The organism is Klenkia terrae (assembly GCF_037083865.1).
In the GTDB taxonomy this organism is placed as follows: Bacteria; Actinomycetota; Actinomycetes; order Mycobacteriales; family Geodermatophilaceae; genus Klenkia; species Klenkia terrae.
Genome location: NZ_JBAPLV010000010.1, coordinates 1 through 20,520 on the forward strand (window position 1 = coordinate 1; position 20,520 = coordinate 20,520).

The following is a 20,520-nucleotide window of genomic DNA, read 5'->3' on the forward strand; positions in this document are numbered from 1 at the left end:
CCTTCTCGGCCACGTGCACCGGACTGGGACGGCTCACGATCGGAGCGGGGGCGATGGTCACCGGACCTCTTCCTCGGACGTACGGGCCGGCGGTCCGGGGACCGCCCCTCTGACTGCTACGGCACGTAGTAGATGATGGCACGACGAGCGGGTGCCGGGGCGACCCACCGTCGGCACCGTCCCGGCACACTGTGGGGACCACTGGACCCACCAGACCCCGCAGCCCGCTGCCGCGGACGACATCGAGCCGAGGAGGACGACGGTGGTCAGACCCTTCGGCGACCTGGAAGCCGCGGTCATGCAGGTGCTCTGGGACGGCGCCCAGCCGGCCACCGTGCGTGATGTGCTGCGCCGACTGCAGACACCCAAGCCGCTCGCCTACACGACCGTGATGACCGTGTTGGACAACCTGCACCGCAAGGGCGAGGTCGTCCGTGAGATGGACGGGCGCGCCTGGAGCTACGCCCCGGTGCGCTCGCGGGCCCAGCACTCGGCGGCCCTGCTCCAGGACGTCCTGCAGCACGCCGGCGATCCGCAGGCGGTGCTGATGCACTTCGTGGCCGATCTGGGCCCCGACGAGGTCAGCCAGCTCCAGCAGGCCGTGCAGGCTGCGCAACGGTCGGCCCCGTGACCGCGACCTGGATCCTGGTCGCGCTGGGCGTGACCCTGCTGGCCCTCGGCCCGCGCCTCCGGGGCACCGCCTGGATGGACAACTCACCGCGCCTGGGCATCGCCATGTGGCAGGCGCTGTGCCTGTCGGCGGTGGCCGTGCCCGTGTTGATCGGGCTGACCCTGCTGATCCCGGCGACGGCCTGGGTGGCCGGCCTGGCGGCTCTGGTGCAGGCATGCGCCCTGAGCCTGCAGCAGGCCTACGGGTTCCACGGCGACGCCCTGGAATCGATGCTCGGCGTCGTGCTGGTCGGCACGGTCGTGGTGTGGACAGCCACCCGGTTCGCCCAGGACGCCTGCGGCACCCACCGCGAGCGGGACCGGGTACGCCGCTCGGTGGCCAAGGTGAGCACTGCGCACCCGACGTTGGACATGCACGTCGTGGACTCCCCGACGGCTGCGGCGTTCTGCATCCCCGGTCGCTCGTCCCGTGTCCTGGTGACCGCCGGTGCCATCGCGGCGTTGAGCCCGGAGGAGCTCGACGGCGTGCTGGCCCACGAGCGCGCCCACCTCCGTGCACACCACCACCTGGCGGTGTCGGTGGCCGGGTCACTGTCCCGCGCCTTCCCCTGGGTGGGCCTGTTCGCGACCGCGGCGACCCAGACTGCGCGGTTGGTGGAGCTGGCCGCCGACGACAGCGCTGCACGGACGGTCCCCCGGGTCGTCGTCGCCTCGGCCATCGTGCGGCTCGCGGAGATGCGGGCACCGGCCCCTGCCCTGGCCATGGCCGATTGTTCGACGCCGGGGGTGACGGTCACCCGGGTGGGCCGGATGCTCAGCCCGGGCCGGCCGTTGCGGAGCAGCCGTCTGGGTCTGGTGATCAGCGCGCTGGTCCTGGTGCTGAGCACACCGGTGGCCGTGGCCGTGGCTCCGGCGGCAGCCGCAGCCATCACACACCTGTGCAGCGGGGTCAGCTGAACCATCAACTGCACCCTGTCCTACTGTGGCTAGTAGCAGGGAGACCGGTGGAGAGGGGTTGGTGGTGAGCCGCACGGTGCTGACCCGACGGTCCTGGTTGGCTGCGGTGGCGCTGGGTGCGTTGACCCCGGCACTGGGGGCGTGCTCTGGTGGCGCGGACCGCTCGGCGGGCTCCCAGGCCGGTGGCCGGACGACCCGGTCCGCGGCCGTGAGCACCGCCCCCGACGGCACGCAGGACGTGGTGGTGACCGTCGGGGACGACTACGTGTTCCTGCCCGATGCCTTCACGGTGTCCCCCGGACCGGTGCGTCTGACCCTGGTCAGCCAGGCCGCCCAGCTCACGCACAACTTCGTGTTCAGCCCCGGGCAAGGTCCTCGGACCATCACCGAGCAGATCCCGATCGTGGCGCCCGGTGACGAGGCGACCATGGAGTTCACGGTCACCGACCCGGGCGAGTACGGGTACGAGTGCTCCTTCCACGCGGCCCTGGGCCAGGTCGGCGTGATGACGGTCGCTGGATGAGCCCCCGGACAGCCGGCCCGTCAGGCAGGTAGGTCGACTCCGCGCTCGGCCAGCCACGAGGCGGGGTCGAGTCGGGGTCCGTTCATACCCCCTTCGTGCACCTCGAAGTGCAGGTGCGGGCCGGTGGACTGGCCGCGGTTGCCCACCAGGGCGATGGGATCTCCGGCCTCGACGACGTCGCCGGCCTGCACCTGGATGGAGTCCATGTGCCCGTAGACGGTCACATCTCCGTTGTCGTGCTGGATGTAGACCGCCAGACCGAATCCGCTGGCCGGACCCGCGCGCAGCACGACACCGTCCGCGGCGGCGACCTCCTGGGTGAGCATGGGGGCAGCGAAGTCCAGTCCGTAGTGCCTGGTTCCCCACCGCGGTCCGTAGCCGCTGGTCAGTCGCCCCTGCACCGGCAGGACGGCCTGGTTGGCCGCCTCGGCTCGGGCTGCCCGGGACGCCGCGACGGCTTGCAGCCGAGCGGCTGCTTCGGATTCGCTGATCTGCACCCTGGCGTCGGCAGGCGCTTCCTCGTCGACGTGGGCGAGGGCGCCGGCGGCAGCACTGACGTCCTGGACCTGCGCTGGGCGCCCCCCCGCGCCGGCGCCCAGGGTCAGGTTGGCGACCACCGCCCCGGCGACGACGGCGACGAGCAGTCCTGCTGCCCGGTGGCCGGCCGGGGGCCGCAGACCGGTCCCGCGGCGGCGACCGGTCCCCGTTGCCCGACCAGCCCCACGGGAGCTCCCACCCTCGGCGCTGGGCCGTGCGGGCGCACTGGCGTCACCGATCGTCATCCCGCCGCTCCCCACGTCCATCTACGATGTAGGTTAGGAGACTAGGGCCGGCGAGGCCCTGGGACGGGCAGCTGGAGCTCGACACGCCACAGGACGGAGGTGCCGGGGTATGTCGACGGTCCACGGACCTGTGGTCCTCGGTGGTGGGTGGACCGGCGCCGCTGTCGTCGGTGCGCCACGGACGGGGCTGTCCGCGGTCGGCGCCGCCCACGGGTCGGTCGAGGCCCGGTCGGAGCTGTTCGCTCCCCGGGCGTCCGACGGCGAGGTCGCGCTGGATGGCGGCACCGCCACCGCTGCCCGCCTCGGTCCGGCGCCGGAGTACGTGCCGAGCGCCCTGGGGATCGGCGCGGCGATCTGGTCGGCGGTGCGCCGACGCAGGGGAGCACCTGTCGGTGTCCCCACCACCCCTGGTTATGCGATGACCACCGGATCCCACCCTCCCGAGGAGATGACCACCCTGTGACCACCGAAGCCCTGGCCGAGCTGTCCGATCAGCTGTTCACCACCGCCGTCGCGGCCTATGCGTTGGCCGCGCTGGCCTTCGCAGCCGAGCTGGCCTTCGGTCGGCGGAGTGCCGCGGTCGCCGTGGCGGTGACCGGCGGGCACGCAGGCGCCCCCACGGCGGCGGCGGTCGCCGCGCGCTCGCTGACCGCGACGGCGCTCACCGCCACCCCACCGGCACCTGGCAGCGGCCCCGCTGGCGTGGCCGGGGTCGGTGACCCGCAGGACGAGCCGGCCTCGACCCGCCGGCGATGGGCCTGGAGCACCCTGGGTCTGGCGCTGAGCGGCCTGGGAGCGGTCCTGCAGTTCGGGGTGCTGGCGCTCCGCGGGTTCGGCACCGGCCGGGCGCCGTGGGGCAACATGTACGAGTTCGGGACCGCGGCGGTGCTGATCGGTGTGCTGGCCTACCTCGTGACGGCGCTGCGGGTGCCGGTGATGCGGCACATCGGTCTGTTCGTCATCGGGCCGGTGGTGGTCAGCCTCGTGCTCATCGGGTTCTTCCTGTATGCCGAGGCCGGCCCGCTGATCGCCGCCCTGCGGTCGGACTGGCTGATCGTCCACGTCTCGGCAGCGATCTTGTCCTTCGGCGTCTTCCTGGTCAGTGCGACGGCCAGTGCGCTGTTCCTGGTGCAGCGTCGACAGGAGAGCCGCCCGCGGTCGACCCCGAGGCTGTGGGATCGGCTGCCGTCGGCGGTGGCGTTGGATCGCGTGGCGCACCGCGCCGCGGTGTTCGCCTTCCCCATCTGGACGTTCGCGGTGGTCGCCGGCGCGATCTGGGCGGAGAGCGCCTGGGGTCGGTTCTGGGGATGGGACCCGAAGGAGACGTGGGCGTTCATCTCCTGGGTGGCCTACGCGGCCTACCTGCACGCCCGCAGCACTGCGGGGTGGCGTGGAGCTCCTGCGGCGTGGATCAACCTGGTCGGGTTCGGCTCCCTGGTGTTCAACCTGCTGTTCGTGAACCTCGTCTCCACCGGCTTGCACTCCTACGGCGGTGTCTGAGGGGATCCCCGGCCGCCGCCGGCGGCGGGAGCTACGGCCGTAGTGGGCCGTAGTGGGCTGTAGTGGGCCGTCGCGGGCGGTGTCGTGATGGGGTCGGTGCGCAGGTGGGGTCGGGGCGACGACCGGGTGGCTGGTGGGTCTCGTGCTGGGCCACCAGCGCTCGGTGCCGGTGCAGACCTGACCGTCGCCGACGGGGTGCACCCTGGACCGCGGGCACGGCGGCCCGACGGACATGCCCGGCGGACCACCGGCAGGGCAGCCAGGTCCCGGGTGCTCCCGGCCCCCCGAGCCCGCCGGGGGCGTCGTCTGTGCGGTTGGTCCCACGGGGTCCCGGCAGCGAGGGGCCGGAGGTCCATCAGACGACCGAGGTGCCCAGTCCCGTCGTGGCCAACCACGCGCGGGCCCAGATCATGAGCGCGTCCCAGGTGCCGGTGACCATCAGGAGGCCCAGGGCGATGAGCACCATGCCTCCGACCCGGCTGACGGTGCGGGCGTGCGCGCGGGCGAACCGGGACAGCGTCAGCGCCCGGCGGGCCCCGGTGGCGATGAACAGGAACGGCACACCCAACCCGAGGCAGTAGGCCAGTGCGAGGATCGCACCGCGGGTGGCGGAGGCTTCGCTGTAGGCCAGCGCGTTGACCGCGGACAGGGTGGGGCCCAGGCAGGGGGTCCACCCCAGGCCGAAGACCATGCCCAGCAGTGGCGCGCCGGCCAACCCGGCCGGCGGCCGGCGGTGCACGCGGCGTTCACGTTGCAGCCAGCTCAGCCCACCCAGGAACGCCAGTCCCATGACGACGGTGACCGCGCCCATCACCCGGGTGATGACCGGCGCCCACTCGAGCAGCAGGCGCCCCAGCCCGCCGAAGGCGGCCCCGAAGGACATGAACACGACCGTGAAGCCGGCCACGAACAGCACTGCACCGGCGAGCACACGGCCTCGACCGGTGGCCACCTGCGGCGGTGGTCGGTGGACCGGGGGTGCGCCGGGAGCCCGTGCCCGCCCGGCCGGCCCCGCCGCCGCGACCGGCACCGAGGTGGTCACCGAGGGTGCATCGGCCTGGGAGGCGGCCGCGGCGGTCTGGGTGCCGCTGAGGCCGGCGACGTAGCCCAGGTAGCCCGGGACCAGTGGCAGCACGCACGGGGAGGCGAAGCTGATCAGGCCGACCAGTGCGGCCACGGCGATGGCGATGACCAGGGACCCGTCGGTGATCAGTCCGGCGAAGAGGTCGCCGAGGTCAGTCATCGGGCGGACTCGTCGTGGGCGTGCCCGAGGGGTCCTCGGCCAGCAGCTCCTGCAGGATCGCGCGGAGGTCTTCCTCGGCGACCGCGCTCACGTAGACGCCGGCCACGCGGTTGTCCCGATCGATGAGGATCGTGGTGGGGACGACGTTGGCGGGGAATCCGCGGAAGGTCAGCGCGATCTCCCCGGAGGGGTCGAACAGCGACGGGTAGGTGATCGCGAAGTCGTCGGTGAAGGCCTGGGCGAGCTGGCGTTGGTCGCGGACGGCGACACCCAGGAAGGACACCCCGGCGTCGGCGACATCGGTCGAGACGGCCTGGAACTCGGGGGACTCCACCCGGCAGGGAGCGCACCAGGAGCCCCAGAAGTTGACCACGACGATCTGCCCGGCCAGCGAGCTCGACGCGAAATCGCTGCCGTCGAGGAGTTCGCCGGCGAAGGCCGGCGCGGTCTGCCGGGACTCGGCGGGGATCAGCTCCCCGGCGGGGGTGGCCGCGGTGAAGTCGAAGTCGCCGCCCCCTCCCCCGGAGCTGGGGATCCCCCCGTCGGTGGAGCAGCCGGCAACCGCCAGCGCAGCGACCGCTGCCAGCCCGGTCTTCAAGACCGTCCGACGGGTGGCTCGGGACTCAGCCAAGGGTGGTCCTCCAGAAGGTCCAGAACCGCACCGCGATGAGCGTGGCGATGCCGAGCAGCCACACGGTGACCACGACGGTCTGACGCCGGTGCAGGACGGCGATCACCGGTCGGGCGGCTGGGGGTAGGCGATGGGCGGTGGCGGTGAGGTTGCGCGCGGTGACCGCGGTGAACAGTGCGATGACCACGACCCACACGACCATGCAGTAGGGGCACAGCGCCCCGATGCGGTACAGGCTGGCTTGGACCAGCCAGTGCACGAACACCACGCCGGCGCTCACCCCGACCTGCAGGCCGGCCCAGAACCAGCTCGGCAGGCGTGCGCCGCCGGCCAAGGCGGCGCCGGCCACGAGGACGGTCGTGAAGCCGACGAGCCCCAGCAGTGGATTGGGGAATCCGAACGCGTCGGCTTGTGGACTGCCCATCACCGACCCGCAGGACAGCACCGGGTTGATGCTGCAGGTGGGCACGTAGCTGGCCTCGGTGAGCAGGCGGAACTTCTCCACGGCCAGCACGAACGCCGCCAGCAGGCCCAGCGCACCACCGACGACGAGGCCGGCCCCCAGCCGCCGGTCTCCCCCGGAGGTGTGCAGTGGGGGCCTGTCGGGCTGGTCGCGGGCCGGCGCTGGGCGGGCGTCCGGGGTGTCGGTCGAGGTCGTCACCGGATCACTCGTCGACGGCGGCGGCGGCGGCGTCGATCAGCTCCTGGGCCGAGGCGACGGTCAGCTGCTCCCCGTCGAGGAAGAACGTGGGTGTGCCCTGAACGCCCAGCGCCAGACCGTCGTCCCGGTCAGCCAGGACGCGGTCGAGCGTGGCGGGGTCGGCGACGGCGTCGTCGTAGGCGTCCATGTCCAGACCCAGTTCGCTGGCGAACTCGCGGAACAACGGGGCTCGCGAGGTCTGCTGCTCACCCCACTGCGGCTGGGTCTCGTACATCCGCTGGTACATGGCCTCGAACTGGCCCTGCTGCGCTGCGGCTTCCACGGCGACGGCTGCGTTCTGGGCGTTGAAGTGCCCCTCGACCGGGAAGTACCGGGCGACGAAGGTGACCTGACCGGCGTAGTCCGCACGCAGCTGCTCCACCACCGGGTAGGCCGCCAGGCAGGACTCGCACTCGAAGTCCAGGAACTCCACCAGGGTGACGTCGCCGCTGGTGGCGGTGTCCAGCCGGTGGCTGTCCGCGCGGACGACGCGACTGTCGGCGTCGGCGGACGATGTGTCTGGTCCGTTGCCGAAGATGAGCAGTGCACCGGTGACGACGGCTGCGAAGACGGCTACCAGCAGGACCGAGATCTTCGTGTTGGACCGCAGGGTGACTCCTCCATCGGGAACGGCCGTGTGCCACGGCCCGGGCTCTACTATGCAGGTTAGGAAATCGCCGATCAACACCCACGTTCCAACAGACGTTGTTCTGTTGTAGCGTGCCGTGCATCCGGTCCGTCCTCCTCGGACCCGTCGAGAGGATCTGCCGATGACCGCGGACCACTGCGATCTGCTGTGCATCGACCTCCCCCACGCCGAAGCCGTGCGGGCCGGGCTCCCTGGTGCGGAGCAGACCGAGGGCCCGGCGCTGCGCTTCAAGGCCCTGTCCGACCCCCAGCGCCTGCGGATCGCCGCAGCGCTGCAGGTCGGCGGGGAGTTGTGCGTGTGCGATCTGGCCTGGATCGCCGGGGCTAGCCAGAACCTGGTGTCCCACCACGTGCGGGTGCTGCGCACCGCAGGGCTGGCCGCCTCCCGCAAGGACGGCAAGTTGACGATGTACCGGCTGACCGACACCGGGCGCCAGTTGCTCGCCCTGGCCGGGCTGGGCGGCGGCGACGGGTCGCCGGCGAGCTCGTCGGCCGCCGGGTTCGCATCGTCCACGGCGCGCGGGCAGGTGTCCGGTGTCTGATCCGTGCTGCGGTGGCCCCGGCGAGCAGCCGACCGGCGGGTCCGCGCGACCAGGCACGGCCGACACGGTCTGTGGTTCCGCCGCGACCCCGGCGACGGCGCTGCCGGTGGACGCCGGCTGCGGTGCCGACTGCGGGTGCTGCTCCCCCACACCTGACACCGGTCGGGCCGTGGTCGGCGTCGGGGACGGCTGCGGGGACCCGACGTGCTCCTCCCCGGCCAGCTCACCCGAGGAGCCCGCCCAGCCGCTGTGGCGCGCCCGGTCGGTGCAGCTGGCCGCTGCCGCCGGCGTGCTGTGGGCGGCGTCGATGATCACCGACTGGACCGGCGGGTCCACCGTGCTGTCGTGGGTGTTGGCGTTGGGCGCCGTCGCCGCCGGCGGGGCCACCTTCGTACCCGGCACGCTGCGTGCCCTGCGCCGCCGCCGGCTGGGCGTGGGCACCTTGATGACGGTGGCGATGGTCGGGGCGATCGCGCTGGGCGAGGTGCGCGAGGCCGCGATGCTGGCATTCTTGTTCTCCCTGGCCGAGGCACTCGAGGACTACGCCGTGGACCGCACCCGGCGGGGACTGCGGTCCCTGCTGGACCTGGTGCCCACCCGCGCCACCGTCCTGCGCCCGGGGCCCACCGGGGTCGCGGAGTCCGAGGTGGATCCGGTCGACCTGCGGGTCGGGGATGTGCTGGTCGTCCGGCCCGGGGAACGGTTGGCCACCGACGGCACCGTGACCGAGGGCCGGTCGACCTTGGACACCTCGGCGGTGACCGGGGAGTCGGTGCCGGTGGAGGTGCAGCCCGGTACCGAGGTGTTCGCCGCCTCGGTCAACGGCGGTGGGGTCCTGCAGGTCACCGTCACCGCCACCGTCGCCGACAACTCCCTGGCACGCGTGGTGCACATCGTGGAGGAGGCCCAGGACCGCAAGGGCGCAGCCCAGCGCCTGGCCGCGCGCATCGCCGCACCGCTGGTGCCCGCGGTGTTCATCGTGGCCGCCGTGATCGCTGTCCTGGGTTCGGTGCTGGGCGACCCCGGGGTCTGGGTGGAGCGCGCCCTGGTCGTGCTGGTCGCTGCGTCCCCGTGCGCGTTCGCGATCGCCGTCCCGGTCACCGTGGTCGCCGCCATCGGCGCAGCCACCCGTCAGGGCGTGCTGGTCAAGGGCGGTGCGGCCCTGGAGTCCCTGGGGTCGGTGCGCACCATCGCGCTGGACAAGACCGGCACCCTGACCCGCAACTCCCCCGCCGTCGTCGCCGTGCTGACCACCGACGGCCACGACGACGCCCAGGTGCTCCGTGTCGCCGCGGCGCTGGAGGCCCGCAGCGAACACCCTCTCGCCGCCGCGGTTCTGGCCACCTGGTCAGCCCAGCAGGGCCGCACTGCGGCCCCGGAGGCCATCGACGTGCAGGCGCTGGTCGGCCAGGGCCTCACCGGTCTGGTCGACGGGCGGCCAGCCAGGTTGGGCAAGCCCGGCTTCATCGACCCGGGGCCGCTCCAGGAGCAGGTCGGCGTCCACCAGGACGCCGGCGCCACCGTCGTCCTGGTCGAGCACGACGGGCAGCTGCTGGGCGCGCTGGGCATCCGGGACGAGCTGCGCCCCGAGGCGGCCGAGGTCATCACCCGCCTGACGTCGATGGGGGTGCGCACGGCGATGTTGACCGGCGACAACGCCCGCACCGCAGCGCACCTGGCCCGCGCCGCCGGCATCACCGAGGTGCACGCCGAACTGCGCCCCGAGGACAAGGCCACCTTGATCGACACCATGCGCGCCGGTCACCGGGGTGGGGTGGCGATGGTCGGGGACGGCATCAACGACGCCCCCGCGCTGGCCACCGCCGATGTCGGGATCGCCATGGGGGCCATGGGTGCTGACGTCGCGATCGAGACCGCCGACGTCGCCCTGATGGGTGAGAACCTGCACCAACTGCCCGCCACCCTGGCCCATGCCCGGCGAGCCCGCCGGATCATGCTGCAGAGCCTGGCCCTGTCCGCAGCGATCCTCGTCGTGCTGATCCCGCTGGCCGCACTGGGGGTCCTGTCCCTCGCAGCGGTGATCGTCACCCACGAGGTGGCGGAGGTCTTCGTGATCGCCAACGGGGTCCGGGCCGGCCGGACCCGTCCGGCCCGTCGAGGCCGTCCCGCCCAGACGGCTCCGGTCATCGACGAGCAGCGTGTGGGCGTCGGCGTGGGGTCATGAGTGTGCTGATCTCGGCGGCGCAGGCCCTCGGGTTGTTCCTGGTCACCAACATCGACGACATCATCGTGCTGTCGCTGTTCTTCGCCCGGGGAGCAGGCACCCGCCACCTCACCGCCAGGATCACCGCCGGGCAGTACCTCGGTTTCGGGGCGATCCTCGCGGTGTCCGTGCTCGTGGCCGCCGGTGCCTCCAGTTTCCTGCCCACCGAGGCCATCCCCTACTTCGGGCTCATCCCGCTGGCCCTGGGGCTGTGGGCGGCGTTCCGGGGCGGGGATGACGACGACGACGACGACGACCGGACCGTGGGGGTGTTGGCCGTCGCGGCGGTCACCTTCGCCAACGGCGGGGACAACATCGGCGTCTACGTCCCCGTCTTCCTCACCGTCGGCACCGCCGGGATCATCGCCTACTCGATCGTCTTCCTGCTGCTGGTCGGACTGCTGGTCCTGGCAGCCCGGTTCATCGCCACCCGCAAGCCCGTGGCGAGGGTGCTGGAACGCTCGGAGCGCGTGCTGTTCCCCCTGGTGCTGATCGTGCTGGGGATCGTGATCCTCGTCGAGGGCGGAGCATTCGGCCTGTGAACTCGACTCCCAGGCGACGGCTGGCCGTGGTGGCCGCGGCCGGCACGCTGCTCGGTGTCGACCTGGCCGCCAAGGCCGCGGTCGAGCGCTACCTCGCCGATGGTCAGACCATCGACCTGGGCCCGGTGGACCTGCGGCTGGGATACAACACCGGGGCGGCGTTCAGCATGGGAAACGGTCTGCCCACCTGGGTGCTCGTCGGGGTCACCGCCGCCATCACCCTGGCTGTCGCCGGTTACGCCTGGCGCATCGCCGGGCGACCGGGCTCACCTGCGGTACTGCTGGTCGGGCTGACCGCCGTGCTGGCCGGCGCGCTGGGCAACCTCATCGACCGCGCCGGCGACGGCCGGGTCACCGACTACCTGTACACGGGCTGGTTCGCCACCTTCAACCTCGCGGACGTGTTCATCACCCTGGGCGCCATCACCGTGGCCGGCGTCAGCCTCCTGGCTGCCGATCCTGATCCCCAGTCCCACGCGACTGAGTCACGGCCGACCCCGGGCCCTGAGGGCCCCCGCACCCCCCTGCGGTGAGAAGTCCTCACCACTGCGAATTGCCGTCGTCGAGCGTGGAGGACGACTAGCCCGTCGGCGTCTTCGCTGCCCGGGGGCACAACCCCCAGGTGCAACCGGGGCCGGCGCCCGTTGTGCCTACCCTGTCCGGAAGCTCAGTCACATGGTGGAGGTGTCGTGCGAGCTCGCCTGCTGTGGACCCTCCTGCTGCTGGGCGCGGTCTTCGCCATGCAGGGCTTGAGCTGCTACACCGCCGACTGCGACATGACCGGCGCCTCGCCGTCCGCCTCGAGCATCATCGCCGCCGACACCGGTTCGACCATCGGGTCGATGGTCGAGGCCGTCGCCGCTGATGCCGCGATGCCGGGCATGGACGCCGACGCCGGAACCGATCAGCGCGACGGCCACGGTGTCACCGCGCACGCCCTGATGGTGTGCCTGGCGGTGCTGGTCGGCGGGGTCGTCGCGGGGCTGGCTGCCCTGGCCGCGCGCATGGCCCGGCGGCGGCTCCTGACCATCTGCGCCCGGTCCACGCGCTGCGTGCAGATCGCAGTCGGCCGCGCTGTGGCGTGCGCACCGGTTCCTGAGCTGAGTCGCTTGTGTGTGCTGAGGGTGTAGGCCGAACCACCTGACTCGATGGCCCGTCACAGCACGCGGGTAGGGCTCGCCCTGCTTTTCGTCGTGACCGGCCGATGCCGGTCGCGCCCTCCCCGGCCCCAATTGGGCCCGGAGGAGCCGGTCGCACACAGCGTGCGCGAAGACGTCGCAACGCGCTCCCGTCGCGACGCACCTCGAGTCGGAGCGTGCCTTCGCACCCGCCGTCCCACCTGCAGCCGCTGACCTCGATCGCGGGTACTTCCGCCTGCGCCACCGCCGGGGCCCCGGGTGCACCTTCCCTGAACTCTCCTCGCACCACCCGAACCAAGGATGACGACAGACATGGACATGAACACCACGATGGGCGCCGGCTTGCCGGAGTGGCTGACGCCCGTGGCCTGGACCTTCGCCGCCCTGGCCCTGCTGAGCCTCGCGGTCATCGCAGCCGACATCTGGGCTCTCGGGCACCGCCACCGAACGGCAACCTCCGAGATCACCTGGGTCGGTGCCGCCCTGTTCCTCGGACCGGCCGCCCTCGTGCTCTACCGCCGCTACGGTCGCTCTTCCCACACCGACGCCCAGCCGACCCACATTCGACCGGTGATCGTCGACAGCCTGCCCGGCGGAACTGCCTCCGCCCTGGCCCACATGGTCGGCGTCCCGCTGGTCATCGCCTCCGGACTCACCATCGCCGGCATCGACCTCTGGGTCATGATCCTGGTCATCGCCGTGCTCGCCACAGCGCTGCTCACCGTCCACGAGCGCACCGCCACCGGTGCTTCCACTGCCACGGCGCTGGCTCGAGCAGCCCTCACCGTGGCCGCCTTCGACATCGGCATGGGCGGCTGGATGCTCCTGCTGCACTTCAACGACCTCATGCCCCCAGCCGCCGACGTCCAGTTCTGGTTCCTCATGCAGATCGGCATCCTCGCCGGCCTGCTCACCGGCGCCCCGGTCGTAGCCCGGCTCCGCCGCTCCACCCGTCTCGCCCCGGCCGTCTAGGAACCACTCGCCCTCAGGCGGTGCACCGAACCTTCTGCACCGCCTGGGGATCCGAGGGCACACGTGTCGGCCATCCTGGGCCCACCACGCGGGTCGACCCGCACCACTGGTCCAGGAGGTCGATGTGAACATCACGCTGCAGTACTTCGACGGATGCCCCAACTGGCAGGTCGCTGACCGGCAGTTGCTGGAGGCCCTCGAGCTGGCCGGCCTCGGCGCTACGGCGGTGGACCGCCGGCTGGTCTCCACTCCCGAGGAAGCCGAGGCGGTCGGCTTCCGGGGCTCGCCGACGATGCTGATCAACGGCGTCGATCCGTTCGCCGACCCCGACGCACCCATCGGCCTGTCCTGCCGGGTCTACCGCACAGACGCCGGGCTGGCCGGATCTCCTACCGTCGAGCAGCTGCTGGCAGTGCTGAGGTGACGTCTTCAGCTCCTGACACCCAGCCAGAGCTCGTCACCTGCGGTTGCTGCGGCCGCGAGCGACCTCGCGCGCGAGTTCACTACCTGGGGGCAACGCCTGGTGTTGCCGTCTGCTGGCGCTGTGCGCTGTGGATGGGCATCCGCACCGTCCTCCGCCGGGGATGAGGCCGGACTTGCCCCCCGCCCCGGGCGCATCCCTCTGAAGGCGCCACCCCCTGGAGGCCCCAACGCCTCGGCCCGCTGATCCGGACACGGGTCTCTGACTGAGTTGTGAGCCAGCATCCGTGGGTGGACCTACCGGGTATCGGTCCGGGGTCGCCTGGCCAGCGATCGCTCAGCGGTGCTGCTGGGGCGGTCATCCTCGGGTGTCCGTGAAGGTGGTGCCAGCGGGGCGCCGGGTCACTCGGTGCTCGTCCATCCCGGCGGGCAGCGGTCCGCGACCGGCTCACAGCTCGCCGATCTCGCGCGACGACCGACCTCGGGCGGAGGGAGTGCCGACGAGGTCCACGCGCTTGGCCCGCAGCTACGTGCTGGACACGGTCCAGTCGGCGCAGCGACGGCCAACAGCGGCAGGGGGCGCAGCTGGGCCCGGGGCGGTCGAACGACGGCGGTCAGTCCCGGGCCGGCCAGGGCACCAGCGGCGGAAGAGGGTCGGAAACGAGGCCGTTGGGGTCGGTGTCGCGGTGGTCGTGGCTGCCGCCGGCGTGGGAGATGGCGGCCAGCAGGAGTTGCAGGTGGCGGCGGTCCAGGCCGGCGGCGGTGTCGCCGAGGTCGATGGGGTGGCCGTCGGCGATGGAGGCGGCCGCGCGCAGGATGCGCAGCTGGCCGCTGCTGCCCTCGATCCGACCGGCGGCGAGGGCGTCGTCGAGCTCGCTCCAGGTGATGGCGGCCCAGGCAATGCCGGGGACCTCCCCGGTGGGGGGCGCGGTGTCGTCGTCATCGGTCTCGATGGTGATCAGGTCGGCGGCAGCGAGGCTGGGCAGCCAGTGGCCGGCGTTGGCCAGCAGTAGGACGGCTGCCTCGGAGAAGAAGTCACCGACAGCGGCGCGCAACAGGGCGGATTCCAGGTCGACCCGGTCCAGGTCGATGGGGCGAGGGCTGAACAGCACGAGGTGCTCCTTGGTGGCTGGTGCCGGTCAGGTCGAGAGTGCCAGCCGGTTGGGGTGATGAGGGCTGCTCTCCCCGCGGTCGGGCAGCCCCGGGAGGCTGACGGGTCAGGTGACTCCGGACCACCTCGGACGCCAGCCACGCCGGGCGCACCCGCGGCCGGTTCGATGACCAGCGCCGGGTGCGCTCGCCCCTACTGACGGCCGCCTGCACCCGGTCTGCCCGTTGCTGACCTGCGGTGGGGCCGCACCCGCCGGGGCGCGCCCCCGCCGTGCTTGCCGATCGGTCAGGGTCAGTCGGTGCTGGGCTGGGGGTCCAGACAGCACGCGCGGCGCTCGACGTCGGCCAGGGCATAGCCCAGGCCCTGCAGGTGGGTGAGGTAGCGGCCGGTCGAGGCGCGCCGGCTGCGCCAGTCGTTGCGGTCGGTGCGCCCCTCGTAGGCGGCCAGCACCATCACCAGGGTCATCAGCAGCGCCCGGGCATCAGTGGCCTTGTCCACCACTGCGGCCAGCTCGACCGATCGGCCGTAGGCGCCGGAGGGCACGCCGAGGAGGTCGGCGGCCAGGTGGTTGCCGCCGACGTCGGCCAGCAGGTCGCCGTCCCGGGCCAGGGCGACCGCAACGAAGGTGGCGGTGCCCTTGGGGGCGCTCTTGCGGCAGGCAAGCCCCCGTAGCCACTCGCGGCGGACGGTCTCCGCACTCCCCCACGCCTTGTTGGACTCCACGACGTCACGGCGCTCGTCACGAGCCGCCTCGCGCTGGGCGTCGGTCATCTGGTCCACCGGGACGCGGTCGGCGGTGCCGCCGCCGCTGGTGCCCCAGGAGTCGCGGTGGCCGTGGGCTGCCGGGTCGGTGCAGACGAACACCGGCACCGCGCTCACCCGCCACTGGCGCTCCCCGACTCCCCTGGTGTCCTCCTCGTCGCCGTCGCTGCCGGGCTCGCCGTCAGGGGTGACCCACCCGTGCCGGTCGGCGACGTAGGCGGCGTGACCGGGGCACTCACGGTGGTCCTCGACGGTCGGACGCGCACCGTCGGCGTTGACCAGCCGGTGCACCGGCAGCGACAGGGTGTCGGTGGTGGGAGGGTCGATGACCCGCAGGCCGGCTTCGCGCAGCTGGTCGGCTGCCGCGGCGCGGTCGGCGGCCGCGGTCCGCTCGTCGCGCAGCCGCTGGGAGACGTGATCGAACCGGCCATCGCGGGCAGCGACCACCAGGGCTTGGACGGCGTCGGGGTCGGTGTCGAACTCAGCCACCGTGGCGGCCTGGGCAAGGTCGAGGAAGTCGTAGCGGACGGTGGCCTTGCGGGCCAGCTCCGAGGCGGTGACGGCCAGGGCGGCGGTGACATCGGCCCTGCTCGCCCGGGTGCGGCGGGCGATCTGGGTCGGGCTGGTCCCGAACGCCGACAGCTGGCCGATGACATCGACCCGCTCGGCGTTGGACAAGCCGGCGCGGTGCTCGTTCTCCGCCCACTGGGTGACCAGGCGGTGCACGGTGCCGGCGTCGTCGCTGGTCTCGTCGGCGACCACGACGACGGGCACCGTTGCTCGGCCGGCTTCGATCGCGGCCAGGGTGCGCCGGTGCCCCATCCGCACCCGCACCTCTCCGTGTGCGGTGCGCACGGCGACGATCGGCACGAGTACGCCGTGCTCGGTCACGCTGGCGACCAGGTCGGTGTCGGCGGTGGTGGTGTGCCGGACGTTCAGGTCGACCAGCAGCGTGCGCGGGTCGACCTCGCGGAGCTCTGAGGCGCTGGTGGTCGGGTGACGTGGGGGCGTTGCGTGGTGGTCATGGCGGGCTCCTGCGGGTTGGTAGGACCGGATCGATCAAGATCAATTCTCGTTCGCCGAGGTGCCCTCAGGCGGTCCTAGCCATCACCTGTGGAAGCCGACGCCCAAGGCCCCACCTGTGGAAAACGGCAGGGCCAACTCACGCCCAAGCTCGAACCGAACCCGCCGTTTGCTGACCCGCCCATCCCGAACAGACCTCGACCGACACACCTCTTGCATCTGCGGTAATGAGGTGCCCCGTCACCCCGGCGGGGCGCTCGCGGGCGTCACCGGTGAGGCTCTACCTCTTGCTGCCTGCTGCGGTTGGGCATGGCTTCCGCAATGACTGCCCGCCGGTGACGTCCTCGGTGTTCGGGGCGGTCGACGCCTGATAGGAGCATGGGCACCCGCGGCCCGCAGATGCATGCGCTGCGCCCCGACACCGTCTTCGCGAGCCACCTCCCCGCGAAGGAGCCGCTGTGCTCGCCGGCATCGACACCCACAAGGACACCCTGGCCGTGGCCGTCATCGACCCGGTCGGGCGGCCGCTGGTCGTGACCGACCTGGCCAACACCGAGGCCGGGTTCGACGAACTCGAAGCCCTGCTCGCCGAACATTCAGTCGACCGGGTCGGGATCGAGGGATCGGGCAACTACGGCCGCGGCGCCGCGATCCGGCTCGCGATGGCCGGCGGCATGCAGGTCGTGGAGGTGCCGCCCTCGCTGACTTCCAGGGAGCGGTCCAGCCGGCCCGGGCAGGGCAAGACCGACCCGGTGGACTGCCTGGCCATCGCCCGGATCACCGCCCGGGAGACCGACCTGCCACCGGTGCGCCTGGCCGTCGGGCAAGCCGCCGACCTCCGTGCACTGGCCGACTACCGCAACCAGCTCGTCGCCGAACGCACCGCCCTGGCCAACCGCACCCACGCCGAGCTGCACGGCCTGCTCCCCGGCTACCAGGTGACCGTGCCGCGACTGACCGCACCGACGTTCCTCACCGCCGCCACCGACCTGCTGCGGAGTGACACCCGGATCCGCGCTCAGCTCACCCTGCGGCGGCTGAGCCGCCTCACCGAGCTGACCGCCCAGATCAAGGAACTCACCGCCCTGATCACCACCACGATGGACACCATCGACACCGGACTCACCGACCTCTACGGAGTGGGCCCGGTCGGCGCGGCCACGATCCTCGGCGAGGTCGCCGACATCCGCCGCTACCGATCCCGGCACGCCTTCGCCGCCGCCAACGGCACCGCACCCATCCCCGCCTCCTCCGGGCGCACCAGCCGCCACCGACTTAACCGAGCCGGCAACCGCACCCTGAACCGGGTGCTCTACACGATGGCCATCACCCAGATCCGCGCCGATACCGAAGGACGGGCCTACTACCAGCGCAAACGCGCCGAAGGAAAGACCGGCCGCGAAGCCCTCCGCTGCCTCAAGCGCCGACTCTCCGACCTGATCTACACCACCATGCACGCCGAGCTCGCCGAGCAGTCAACGCCCGCCACCACAGCGGCCTAAGACACCCAGCAGCGCAGCACCTCGCCGCGGTTGACACATAGGAGCTCATCCCGGGTGCCCGCACTCGTTGTGACAGGTGTGCCCGGCCGCGCTGCACCCGCCGGAGACGTGGTCAGCCCGCATGTCCGCCCGAGCGCCGCCGCCGCCGCGAACTCCCGCGCCGCCGACGAGCCAGGGAGCGCCCGGGACCCATCCGGGGCCTACCCGATCGCCGGATCATCGATCGTCCGGTTTTGTGCCGCCGGACCGTCGGTGCGCGGGCAGGGAGGACGTGCGGATGGTGCTCGGGACCCATCGCCCCGGGATCCCGTCGCCCGTGCACCGACGTGGTGTTCAGCGCTCTTCCGGCAGCGCTCGAGGTGCGGAGGCACCGGCTCGGTCCGGAGCAGTGTCACCCGGGGCCACCAAGGGGCAGCACGGCCAATTCCGCGGGCCGCCCGAGCGGGTACGACAGCGGACTGTTCGACGGCACGCCCCGTGGCCGGCATCGCCCTTGCGGTCCGCGACGTGAGGGCCGCCGGTGTCGGGGCAACAGCTCGGTCGGGCATCCACCGGCGCCGGTCTTCCCCATTCTGGAGCGCCGGACGACGTCACCCCGTGGTTGACCGGTGCCGTGCTGCACCCATCTGCCAGGTGCCGGCGCACGTCACCCCGAGCCAGGCCGTCGATGTCCGCTCATGTCACCCCGGGCGCGCCCGTCAGTCACCAGGAGGCGACCAACGCCTGGACAGCTGTCCAACGCGCTGAGGAGGAGAGCCATGACCAGTCGACTGCTGACCACCGAGGACGTCGCTGCCCGGTTCCGCACGAGCCCGGTAACGGTTCGGTACTGGCGTCATGCCGGGATCGGACCGGCCGGGGTGAAGGTGGGCCGGCGGGTGCTCTACGAGGAGGTGGAGTGCGACCGGTGGTGGGAGGCCAAGCGGTCGGCCGCCCTGACCGTCTCCTGACCGGCGTCGGCTCCGGGGCCGTTCACCTGCCCAGCACGGTGGCGGCCTCGGCGCTGACGACGTGCCGGCCGAAGTAGACGTCCAGGGTCATCGAGGGGTTGGCGTGGCCCAGCTGGTCGGCGACCTGCCGCGGGGTGAACCCCGCTTCCTCGAGCCTCGTGGCCACCGTCTTGCGGAAGGTGTGGGAGGTGACCCACGACCAAGGGCCCTCCTCGCACCGCACCGGTCGCGCGCCCGTCGTCGCCGGAGGTAGCAGTCCGGTCCCCCCGCAGGTGGCGCAGTCGAAGGAGTCCAGCAGCACCCGGAGGTCCCCGGAGACGTTGCTGGGGTCGCGGACCGTGCCGGCAACCGGGGAGGGGAACACCAGTCCACTGTCGGGGTGACGGGAGCCCGACAGCCGGCGGCGGGCCATGTCCTGCGCGAAGGCCGGGAGGGCCACCACCCGCCAGCCGGCGGCGGTCTTGGTCCGCGGCTGCACGACCAGCCCCTGCTTGGGCACCCGCACGACGGTGCCGGCGACCTCCCAGGTGCCGGTGTCCAGGTCCAGCAGGGTCTTCCCCTGCACCTTCCCGGCGCGCACGGCCAACGCCTCGCCGATCCGGGCACCGGTGGCCAGCATCCAGTCCACGACGTCGGGCAGGTCCAGGGCCTGCGCCCGCTCGCTGGTCGCGAACAGCTCGACCAGCCGTGCGGTGTCCTCGGGCGTCAGGGCTCGCGGGGCCTTCTTGGCAGTGCGGGTGACCCGGACGCCGGCGTCCCGGACCGGGTTGGCGGTGACGGCGCCGTCGACGATGGCCAGGGCGAACATGCCCGACAGGCAGGCTCGGGCGGTCTTGGCCGCACCCGGGCCGCTGGTGCCGGCGATCGCGGTGATCGCCCGCGCCACCCGGCCGGGGGTGACCTCGCGCAGGCAGAGCTCCCCCAGGGCCGGCAGCACCGAGGTCCGGATGATCGACCGGTAGGTGCGCTCGGTGCCGGTGGACCAGCCGTGGTCGGTGGCCAGCCACGCGTCGACCAGGGCGGTGACCCTGCTGCTGGCGGTGAGCAAGCCGGTGCCGTGCGGACCGCGGCGGGTGGTCAGCTCGGTCTTCAGTGCCCGCTCGGCGGCGGCCTTGCTGCGACCGGTCTTGGACACCAGCCGGGTGCGGCCGTCGAAGTCGCGGAACCGGGCGCGGGCCTGGACCTCACCGCCGGCCGTCGGGAAGAACCCGATCGTGCCGAACGTGCCCACCGGCAGTGGTGGTCGGCCCACCAGGCACCATCTCCTCATCGTTTTCGATGAGTAGATGATGCCTGGTGTCAGGCGCTGGACCTATACCTGCAGGTCATGGCTCCCCCGTCTGGACTCGAACCAGAAACCGTTCGATTAACAGTCGAATGCTCTGCCAATTGAGCTACGGGGGACCGCGTCGTGCGGTTGCCGAGATTACCCCACGAGCGGCCCGTCCCCTGGGGGCACCCCCGGGTGTGTCGGCCGGTAGCGTCGATCATCCCCAGCCACCCACCAGGAGGTCCCCGTGGCCAAGTTGTCCTTCCTCGCCGGCTTCGGTGCCGGCTACGTGCTCGGCGCCCGCGCCGGCCGTGACCGATACGAGCAGATCCGCCGCGCCTACGACCACGCCAAGGACGACCCGCGCCTGCAGTCGCTGGCCGGCACGCTGCGCGCCCAGGCCGACAACGCCGTCGCCGCCGCGAAGTCCGACCTGCGCGACCGCTGAG

Annotated in this window: 23 protein-coding genes and 1 tRNA gene; 15 read left to right on the forward strand and 9 right to left on the reverse strand. The window is 72.3% G+C overall.

What is annotated here, in order from left to right; translation table 11 throughout:
- Positions 1-262 precede the first annotated feature (262 nt).
- The 3 genes from UXQ13_RS10510 to UXQ13_RS10520 all read left to right on the forward strand — a co-directional run bounded on the left by UXQ13_RS10510 (position 263) and on the right by UXQ13_RS10520 (position 2,110).
- Positions 263-631: a BlaI/MecI/CopY family transcriptional regulator gene (locus UXQ13_RS10510; RefSeq protein WP_225232252.1), complete on the forward strand. Its 369-nt coding sequence runs from the start codon at positions 263-265 to the stop codon at positions 629-631.
- Positions 628-1,587 (forward strand): M56 family metallopeptidase, encoded by a 960-nt coding sequence (locus UXQ13_RS10515; protein WP_225232253.1) that lies wholly within the window; start codon positions 628-630, stop codon positions 1,585-1,587. The genes UXQ13_RS10510 and UXQ13_RS10515 overlap by 4 nt, the downstream gene beginning before the upstream one ends.
- 208 nt (positions 1,588-1,795) lie before the next feature.
- Complete coding sequence (locus UXQ13_RS10520; RefSeq protein ID WP_336392244.1) at positions 1,796-2,110, forward strand: plastocyanin/azurin family copper-binding protein; 315 nt, start codon at positions 1,796-1,798, stop codon at positions 2,108-2,110.
- Between the two features lie 20 nt (positions 2,111-2,130).
- On the opposite strand, the gene UXQ13_RS10525 is transcribed toward UXQ13_RS10520, so the two are convergent.
- Positions 2,131-2,727, reverse strand: coding sequence for a M23 family metallopeptidase (locus tag UXQ13_RS10525; protein WP_225232255.1), 597 nt, complete (start codon positions 2,725-2,727; stop codon positions 2,131-2,133).
- Between the two features lie 274 nt (positions 2,728-3,001).
- On the opposite strand from UXQ13_RS10525, the gene UXQ13_RS10530 reads away from it, so the two are divergent.
- Both UXQ13_RS10530 and ccsB read left to right on the forward strand, forming a co-directional pair.
- The gene (locus UXQ13_RS10530) at positions 3,002-3,355 is read left to right on the forward strand and encodes a hypothetical protein (protein WP_336392245.1); all 354 of its coding nucleotides are present in this window, start codon (positions 3,002-3,004) and stop codon (positions 3,353-3,355) included.
- On the forward strand, positions 3,352-4,392 hold the full coding sequence (ccsB, locus tag UXQ13_RS10535; protein WP_336392246.1) for a c-type cytochrome biogenesis protein CcsB: 1,041 nt from the start codon (positions 3,352-3,354) through the stop codon (positions 4,390-4,392). Before UXQ13_RS10530 ends, ccsB begins: the two co-directional genes overlap by 4 nt.
- A 355-nt stretch (positions 4,393-4,747) precedes the next feature.
- On the opposite strand, the gene UXQ13_RS10540 is transcribed toward ccsB, so the two are convergent.
- The 4 genes from UXQ13_RS10540 to UXQ13_RS10555 are packed head-to-tail and all read right to left on the reverse strand — an operon-like array spanning position 4,748 to position 7,654.
- On the reverse strand, positions 4,748-5,635 hold the full coding sequence (locus UXQ13_RS10540) for a cytochrome c biogenesis CcdA family protein (protein WP_336392247.1): 888 nt from the start codon (positions 5,633-5,635) through the stop codon (positions 4,748-4,750).
- The gene (locus UXQ13_RS10545; protein ID WP_336392248.1) at positions 5,628-6,266 is read right to left on the reverse strand and encodes a TlpA family protein disulfide reductase; all 639 of its coding nucleotides are present in this window, start codon (positions 6,264-6,266) and stop codon (positions 5,628-5,630) included. Before UXQ13_RS10545 ends, UXQ13_RS10540 begins: the two co-directional genes overlap by 8 nt.
- Positions 6,259-6,927 carry a vitamin K epoxide reductase family protein gene (locus UXQ13_RS10550; protein ID WP_336392249.1) on the reverse strand — a complete coding sequence of 223 codons (669 nt, stop codon included), beginning with the start codon at positions 6,925-6,927 and terminating at the stop codon, positions 6,259-6,261. The genes UXQ13_RS10545 and UXQ13_RS10550 overlap by 8 nt, the downstream gene beginning before the upstream one ends.
- A gap of 4 nt (positions 6,928-6,931) precedes the next feature.
- Complete coding sequence (locus tag UXQ13_RS10555; RefSeq protein ID WP_336392250.1) at positions 6,932-7,654, reverse strand: DsbA family protein; 723 nt, start codon at positions 7,652-7,654, stop codon at positions 6,932-6,934.
- 82 nt (positions 7,655-7,736) lie between these two features.
- On the opposite strand from UXQ13_RS10555, the gene UXQ13_RS10560 reads away from it, so the two are divergent.
- The 7 genes from UXQ13_RS10560 to UXQ13_RS10590 all read left to right on the forward strand — a co-directional run bounded on the left by UXQ13_RS10560 (position 7,737) and on the right by UXQ13_RS10590 (position 13,457).
- Positions 7,737-8,156, forward strand: coding sequence for an ArsR/SmtB family transcription factor (locus UXQ13_RS10560; RefSeq protein WP_225232261.1), 420 nt, complete (start codon positions 7,737-7,739; stop codon positions 8,154-8,156).
- 169 nt (positions 8,157-8,325) lie between these two features.
- Positions 8,326-10,341 carry a heavy metal translocating P-type ATPase gene (locus UXQ13_RS10565; protein WP_336392251.1) on the forward strand — a complete coding sequence of 672 codons (2,016 nt, stop codon included), beginning with the start codon at positions 8,326-8,328 and terminating at the stop codon, positions 10,339-10,341.
- On the forward strand, positions 10,338-10,922 hold the full coding sequence (locus UXQ13_RS10570; protein ID WP_336392252.1) for a cadmium resistance transporter: 585 nt from the start codon (positions 10,338-10,340) through the stop codon (positions 10,920-10,922). The genes UXQ13_RS10565 and UXQ13_RS10570 overlap by 4 nt, the downstream gene beginning before the upstream one ends.
- Positions 10,919-11,455 carry a signal peptidase II gene (locus UXQ13_RS10575; RefSeq protein ID WP_336392253.1) on the forward strand — a complete coding sequence of 179 codons (537 nt, stop codon included), beginning with the start codon at positions 10,919-10,921 and terminating at the stop codon, positions 11,453-11,455. Before UXQ13_RS10570 ends, UXQ13_RS10575 begins: the two co-directional genes overlap by 4 nt.
- 156 nt (positions 11,456-11,611) lie before the next feature.
- Entirely contained in the window at positions 11,612-12,052 is a 441-nt protein-coding gene (locus tag UXQ13_RS10580; protein ID WP_336392254.1) for a hypothetical protein, read from the forward strand.
- A gap of 309 nt (positions 12,053-12,361) precedes the next feature.
- Complete coding sequence (locus UXQ13_RS10585) at positions 12,362-13,033, forward strand: DUF4396 domain-containing protein (RefSeq protein ID WP_336392255.1); 672 nt, start codon at positions 12,362-12,364, stop codon at positions 13,031-13,033.
- A gap of 124 nt (positions 13,034-13,157) precedes the next feature.
- Positions 13,158-13,457, forward strand: coding sequence for a thioredoxin family protein (locus tag UXQ13_RS10590; protein WP_225232267.1), 300 nt, complete (start codon positions 13,158-13,160; stop codon positions 13,455-13,457).
- 610 nt (positions 13,458-14,067) lie between these two features.
- On the opposite strand, the gene UXQ13_RS10595 is transcribed toward UXQ13_RS10590, so the two are convergent.
- On the reverse strand, positions 14,068-14,565 hold the full coding sequence (locus UXQ13_RS10595) for a hypothetical protein (protein ID WP_225232268.1): 498 nt from the start codon (positions 14,563-14,565) through the stop codon (positions 14,068-14,070).
- 290 nt (positions 14,566-14,855) lie between these two features.
- Complete coding sequence (locus UXQ13_RS10600) at positions 14,856-16,382, reverse strand: ParB/RepB/Spo0J family partition protein (protein ID WP_336392298.1); 1,527 nt, start codon at positions 16,380-16,382, stop codon at positions 14,856-14,858.
- A 425-nt stretch (positions 16,383-16,807) separates the two neighbouring features.
- Between UXQ13_RS10600 and UXQ13_RS10605 the strand changes: the two genes are divergently transcribed.
- Both UXQ13_RS10605 and UXQ13_RS10610 read left to right on the forward strand, forming a co-directional pair.
- Positions 16,808-17,851 carry an IS110 family RNA-guided transposase gene (locus tag UXQ13_RS10605; protein WP_336392256.1) on the forward strand — a complete coding sequence of 348 codons (1,044 nt, stop codon included), beginning with the start codon at positions 16,808-16,810 and terminating at the stop codon, positions 17,849-17,851.
- 758 nt (positions 17,852-18,609) lie between these two features.
- Positions 18,610-18,801: a helix-turn-helix transcriptional regulator gene (locus tag UXQ13_RS10610; protein WP_336392257.1), complete on the forward strand. Its 192-nt coding sequence runs from the start codon at positions 18,610-18,612 to the stop codon at positions 18,799-18,801.
- Positions 18,802-18,823: 22 nt separating this feature from the next.
- On the opposite strand, the gene UXQ13_RS10615 is transcribed toward UXQ13_RS10610, so the two are convergent.
- Both UXQ13_RS10615 and UXQ13_RS10620 read right to left on the reverse strand, forming a co-directional pair.
- Positions 18,824-20,053 (reverse strand): site-specific integrase, encoded by a 1,230-nt coding sequence (locus tag UXQ13_RS10615; protein ID WP_336392258.1) that lies wholly within the window; start codon positions 20,051-20,053, stop codon positions 18,824-18,826.
- A gap of 76 nt (positions 20,054-20,129) precedes the next feature.
- Positions 20,130-20,205, reverse strand: a tRNA-Asn gene (locus UXQ13_RS10620).
- Positions 20,206-20,318: 113 nt separating this feature from the next.
- Here UXQ13_RS10620 and UXQ13_RS10625 point away from each other — a divergent pair.
- Complete coding sequence (locus UXQ13_RS10625; protein WP_225232272.1) at positions 20,319-20,519, forward strand: hypothetical protein; 201 nt, start codon at positions 20,319-20,321, stop codon at positions 20,517-20,519.
- Position 20,520: the final 1 nt, after the last annotated feature.